This is a genomic window from Micromonospora sp. H61, assembly GCF_018070325.1.
Taxonomy (GTDB): domain Bacteria; phylum Actinomycetota; class Actinomycetes; order Mycobacteriales; family Micromonosporaceae; genus Micromonospora; species Micromonospora salmantinae.
Genome location: NZ_JAGPXY010000134.1, coordinates 1 through 6,156, shown reverse-complemented (window position 1 = coordinate 6,156; position 6,156 = coordinate 1). Strand labels below are relative to the sequence as shown.

The 6,156-nt window shown below is 72.5% G+C and carries 4 protein-coding genes; 1 reads left to right on the top strand and 3 read right to left on the bottom strand.

Annotated features, from left to right (window positions below; all coding sequences use genetic code 11):
* From KBX08_RS31975 to KBX08_RS31965, 3 genes are all read right to left on the bottom strand, one after another.
* Positions 1-1,844 (bottom strand): PucR family transcriptional regulator ligand-binding domain-containing protein (locus tag KBX08_RS31975; RefSeq protein WP_210787493.1); only part of this gene is annotated, 1,844 nt, incomplete at its 3' end.
* A 47-nt stretch (positions 1,845-1,891) separates the two neighbouring features.
* On the bottom strand, positions 1,892-3,343 hold the full coding sequence (gene argG / locus KBX08_RS31970) for an argininosuccinate synthase (RefSeq protein WP_210787492.1): 1,452 nt from the start codon (positions 3,341-3,343) through the stop codon (positions 1,892-1,894).
* A 47-nt stretch (positions 3,344-3,390) separates the two neighbouring features.
* Positions 3,391-4,239, bottom strand: a complete 849-nt coding sequence (locus KBX08_RS31965) for an RNA methyltransferase (RefSeq protein WP_225855454.1) — start codon at positions 4,237-4,239, stop codon at positions 3,391-3,393.
* A 91-nt stretch (positions 4,240-4,330) separates the two neighbouring features.
* Between KBX08_RS31965 and KBX08_RS31960 the strand changes: the two genes are divergently transcribed.
* The coding region (locus KBX08_RS31960) for a thiamine pyrophosphate-requiring protein (RefSeq protein ID WP_210787491.1) at positions 4,331-6,156 on the top strand (1,826 nt) is incomplete at its 3' end.

Sequence of the window (6,156 nt, the reverse complement as noted above, 5' to 3'; positions counted from 1 at the left end):
ACGTGTAGGGAGAGGCTGGCCTCTACCGAGTCCAGATCCACGTCGAGGATGCGGGCGATGCGGGCCAGGCGTTCGTAGAAGGCCGGCCGGGACAGGTGGGCGGCGGCGGCACCGGCGGACTTGTTGCGCCCCTGCTCCAGGTAGGCGCGCAGGGTGTCGAGCAGCCGTTCCCGGGGGTGCCGGGCGTCGTACTCCAGGAGCGCGCCGAGTTCGCGCTCGACGAACGTCTGGAGGCGGGGCTCGTCGCGCAGCAGGTGCAGCAGCCCGGCCAGGCCGACGTGCGGCAGCCGGAAGATCGGCAGGTCACGCCGGTCACGCCGGGCCGCCTCGGCGATCTGCCGCGCCTCGACCAGCGACCGTCGGGCCTCCCGCAGGGTGCCCACCCCGGAGCCGGCGGCCACGATCACGCCACCGGGGCCAGCGCCCCGGAACGGGTCGACACCGACCCCCGACCGAGCGGCCTCGACACCGAACGCCGCGCGGGACGGATCTACGCCGAGGCCAGTACGGGCCGGATCGGCGCCGACCGCCGCACGGGAAGCCTCGGATGCGGGGCGGGACCCGTCGACGCCGGCGGCGGCGCGCGCCGGTTCGACACCGGGTGCCGGCCGGCCGGTGCCGGCGTCGAGGCGTACCCGACGAAGGGCGCTGGCGAACGCGGACAGCGCGCGGTCCTCGGCGGCCGGGTCCGGCAGGGCCAGCAGCGCGCCCACCGAGTGGTCGTCGACGGCGCTGGTCAGCGCGGTCAGCTTCGCCTCCCGCAGGGCCTGGCCGACCGCCTCGGAGAGATCGCGTAGCCGGGCCTGGCCGGCCTCGGGGCCGACCTCACCGGCGGGGTCGTCGGCGCGGTGCCGGACCATCACGCCGACCAGGTGTCGCCGGTCGAGCACCACGCCGAGCGCCTTGGCCCGCAGCCCCACCTCGTCCACCGGGCGGGAGTGGTCGAGCAGCGCGGTGAGCAGGGTGCGGTGGATCTGCCGTTCCAGGCCCTCGGCGTCACGGCGGATCAGCCGGCCCAACGCGAGGGTGGACGCGGCCCGCTCGATCAGGATGGTGAGCCGGGTGGGCGGGCCAGCGGTCGGTTCGACGGCCTGGGCGCTGGGCACGTCGCCGCTGGCCGGCCAGCGCAGCAGCAGCCGACCCCAGTCCTGCCCCCGGGCGCCGACGGTGGTCACCAGCCAGCCGCTGTCCGGGTCGTACGCGGTCCGCCCGGCCGGGCGGATCCGCCGGGAGTGCTGCTCCCAGCCGTCCAGCAGCAGCTCGGCGCTCTCCCCCGCCGGGTCGTACCCGAGCACCTGCCGGGACAGGTTCTCCAGCACCACCGGGCAACCGGACAGCTCGGCGGCCTGGCGGATCACCTCGGCGGCGTCGGCGCCCTCCACGGACAGGTCGTTGAACCGCTGGTGGATCTCCTCGGTGGCGCGCAGCTCGGTGAGCTGCGCGTCGACGATCAGCGCGTGCACCGCCTCGGTGATCCGGACGAACGGGGTGGCCCGGCGCAGCTCCACCAGGGGAAGCCCACGCCGTTCGGCGGCGGCGGCCATCACCCGGGGCACACCGCTGACGTACCGGCGGCCCAACTCGACGACGAGTCCGGAGACTCCGACGTCGGCGAGATCACCGATGAACGCGCGTAACCCGGCGTCGTCCCCGGGCAGACCGATGCCGGTGGTGAGCACCAGTTCGCCACCGCCGAGCAGGGTGGCGATGTCCGGCACCTCGGCGACGTGCACCCAGCGGACGGGTCGGTCCAGCCCTTCGTCGCCGGCGACCACGCGTGGCGCGCCGTGGCGGACCGGGTCCAGGCCGAGGACCTCACGGACGGTAGGGAACACGGCCGACACGCTACCGTCCGTGACGCCGGAACTCGACTTGCCACCGGCACGAGGGGTCAGTCGACGCCGAACTCCATCGCTGCGCGGTCGAGCGCCTCGTCCTCCGCCGAGGCGACGCCACGGGACGCGATGGCTTCCGCGCCGCCCTCGGGCATCGCGCCGATCAACCCGGTGGAGGCGGCCTGCGCGGCTCCGATCATCCGCTGCGGGTTCCCGCCGCCGACCAGGCCGAGGGAGGCGTACTGCTCCAGCTTCGACCGTGAGTCGGCGATGTCCAGGTTGCGCATGGTGAGCTGGCCGATCCGGTCCGACGGGCCGAACGCCGAGTCCTCGGTGCGCTCCATCGACAGCTTGTCCGGGTGGTAGCTGAACGACGGGCCGGTGGTGTCCAGGATCGAGTAGTCCTCGCCCCGGCGCAGCCGCAACGTCACCTCGCCGGTGACCGCCGTGCCGACCCACCGCTGCAACGACTCGCGCAGCATCAGCGCCTGCGGGTCCAGCCAGCGGCCCTCGTACATCAGCCGACCGAGGCGGCGACCCTCGTTGTGGTAGTTCGCCAGGGTGTCCTCGTTGTGGATGGCGTTGACCAGCCGCTCGTACGCGTAGTGCAGCAGCGCCATCCCGGGCGCCTCGTAGATGCCCCGGCTCTTGGCCTCGATGATCCGGTTCTCGATCTGGTCCGACATGCCCAGGCCGTGCCGGCCGCCGATGGCGTTGGCCTCCAGCACCAGGTCGACGGCGCTGCCGAACTCCTTGCCGTTGATGGTGACCGGGCGACCCTGGTCGAAGCCGACGGTGACGTCCTCGGTCGGGATCTCCACCGACGGGTCCCAGAACCGGACGCCCATGATCGGGTTGACCGTCTCGATGCCGGTGTCGAGGTGCTCCAGGGTCTTCGCCTCGTGCGTGGCGCCCCAGATGTTGGCGTCGGTCGAGTACGCCTTCTCGGTGCTGTCCCGGTAGGGCAGGCCGCGTTCGAGCAGCCACTCGGACATCTCCTTGCGCCCGCCCAGTTCGGTGACGAAGGCGGTGTCGAGCCACGGCTTGTAGATGCGCAGCATCGGGTTGGCCAGCAGGCCGTACCGGTAGAACCGCTCGATGTCGTTGCCCTTGAAGGTCGAGCCGTCGCCCCAGATCTGGACGTCGTCGGCGACCATCGCCCGCACCAGCAGGGTGCCGGTCACGGCGCGGCCCAGCGGAGTGGTGTTGAAGTACGCCCGCCCGCCGGTGCGGATGTGGAAGGCGCCGCAGGTCAACGCGGCCAGGCCCTCCTCGACCAGGGCGGCGCGGCAGTCGACCAGACGGGCGACCTCGGCGCCGTAGCTGAGCGCGCGGCCGGGCACCGAGGCGATGTCGGGCTCGTCGTACTGGCCGATGTCGGCGGTGTAGGCGCAGGGAATGGCGCCCTTGTCGCGCATCCACGCGACCGCGACCGAGGTGTCGAGGCCGCCGGAGAAGGCGATGCCGACACGTTCGCCGGTGGGCAGGGAGGTGAGAACCTTGGACACGGGGAAAATTATGCAATAGAACGCATGGCCATGCAAGCCGAAGCGGTCTACTCGCCGCCGAACGGCGGATCCTCACGTCCCAGCTCCCAGAACGCCACCGCCGCCGCGGCGGCCACGTTCAACGAATCCACGCCGCGCCGCATCGGAAGGACCACCCGCACGTCGCTGGCGGCCTGGGCCGCCGCGGTGAGGCCGGGCCCCTCGGCGCCGAGCAGCAGCGCCGCCCGCTCACGCTGCGCCGGGGTCAACCGCTGGATCGGTACGGCGTCCGGCGCGGGCGTCATGGCGAGCACAGTGAAGCCGGCCTCCCGTACCTGGTCCAGGCCCTCGGGCCAGCGGTCGAGCTTCGCGTACGGCATAGCGAAGACCTCACCCATGCTGACCCGGACACTGCGCCGGTACAGCGGGTCGGCGCAGGACGGCGACAGCAGCACCGCGTCGATGCCGAGCGCTGCGGCACCCCGGAAGACCGCCCCGAGGTTGGTGTGGTTGTTCACGTCCTCCAGAAGCACGACCCGGCGCGCGGCGGCGAGCACCTCGGCCGCCGTCGGCAGCGGCCGGCGGTGGAACGACGCCAGCACCCCCCGGTGTACGTGGAAGCCGGTGGCCCGTTGCAGCACGTCCTGGGTCGCGGCGTACACCGGCGCGTCGCCGGTGTCCAGGTCGGCGAGCTGGTCGACCCGCTTGGCGTCGACCAGGTACGACCGCGCCGGGTAGCCCGCGCGCAACGCCCGGCGCAGCACCAGCTCCCCCTCGGCGATGAAAAGGCCGTGCGGTGGTTCCCAGCGGGTGCGCAGCTCGACGTCGGTGAGCGCCCGGTAGTCGGCGATCCGGTCGTCGTCGGGGTCGGTGATCTCGTGGACGGGCACCCGACGATTCTGCCGGACGCGGAGCAGCGCGCTTCGACGCCCGTCCGAGCGGGTGTTTTGTCCGAAGAAGAAGGGGAATGACCGGCGGGCATCGGACGCGACGGGAAGGACCAGCCAGGTGAGCGCAGACGACACCACGCCGGACGAAGCGGGCACTCTGCCCCGGCGTCCGACCGTCGCCGACCACATCGTGTCGCGACTGTTCAGCTGGGGCGTACACCGCTACTTCGGCTATCCCGGCGACGGCATCAACGGCCTCACCTCCGCGCTGCAACGCACCAACGGCCGCGCCCAGTTCATCCAGGTCCGCCACGAGGAGACCGCCGGCTTCGCCGCCTCCGCGCACGTCAAGTACGGCGGCGGGCCCCTGGGCTGCGCTCTGGTCACCAGCGGGCCGGGCGCCATCCACCTGCTCAACGGCCTGTACGACGCCAAGCTCGACCACCAACCTGTGGTCGCCCTGGTCGGTCACACAGCGACCACCGCCGAGGGCGGCGGCTACTACCAGGAGGTCGACCTGCTCGCCCTCTACAAGGACGTGGCAGCGGCGTTCCTGGCCCAGCTCGACCACCCGGCACAGGTACGCCACCTGGTCGACCGGGCGTGCCGGACGGCGCTGGCCCGACGCACCGTCACCGCCCTGATCCTGCCCCTGGACCTCCAGGACGAGCCGGCCGTACCGAACCCGCCGCACGCGCACGGCTACTACCAGACCAGCAACGCGCCGAGCAGCACGCCGACAGTGCCGCCGGAGGCGGACGTACGCCGGGCGGCCGAGGTGCTGCGCGGCGGGCAACGGGTGGCCATGCTGGTCGGCCAGGGTGCCCTCGGCGCGCGCGACGAGGTCCGTGAGATCGCGGATCGGCTCGGGGCCGGCGTGGCCACCGCGCTGCTCGGCTTCACCGCCGTCGACCACCGCGAACCGTGGGTGACCGGCGCTATCGGGCTGCTCGGCACCCGACCGAGCTGGCAGCTGATGAACGGCTGCGACCGGCTGCTGATCGTGGGCAGCAACATGCCGTACTCGGAGTTCTACCCGCCGCCCGGGCAGGCCCGCGCAGTGCAGATCGACCTGGACGGCACCCAGCTCGGGCTGCGGTACCCGACCGAGGTGAACCTGACCGGCGACGCCCGCCCCACGCTGCGGGCGTTGCTGAACGAGCTGGGCCCCGGCCCCGGGCCGACCGCCTGGCGGACGGAGGTCACCGAGGCCACCTCGGCGTGGCGCCGGGTGCAACACGACCTGGCCGAGCAGGCGGCCGACCCGGTCAACCCGCAGTTGCTCTTCCACACCCTGAACGAACGGCTGCCCGACGACGTGCTGCTCACTGTCGACTGCGGCACCACCACCGCCTGGTACGCCCGACACATCCAGGTACGCCCCAGCATGCTGGCCAGCCTCTCCGGCACGCTGCTGTCCATGGGCGGCGCCATGCCGTACGCGCTGAGCGCCAAGTTCGCCCACCCGGACCGGCCGCTGGTCGCGCTGATCGGCGACGGCGCCATGCAGATGAACGGCGTCAACGAGCTGATCACCGTGGCGAAGTACTGGCGTAGCTGGGCCGACCCGCGCTTCGTGGTGCTGGTGCTCAACAACCGGGATCTGGCGTTCGTCAGCTGGGAACAGCGCTCCACCGAGGGGACGCCGATGTTCCCGGACAGCCAGCAGTTGCCGGACATCGCCTACCACCAGTGGGCGGAGGTGCTCGGGCTGCACGGCGAGTTGATCGACTCACCGGATCAGGTGCGCGACGTCTGGGACCGGGCGCTCGCCGCCGACCGTCCGGTGGTGATCAACGCCCTGGTCGACCCGGCGGAGCTGATGCTGCCGCCGCACTTCACCGTCGAGCAGGCCCGCAAGACCGCCGCGGCGGTGCTACGCGGCGACACCGACTGGGCCGGAATCATCCGCCGCGGCCTCCCCGCCACCCTGGCCAGCTACCG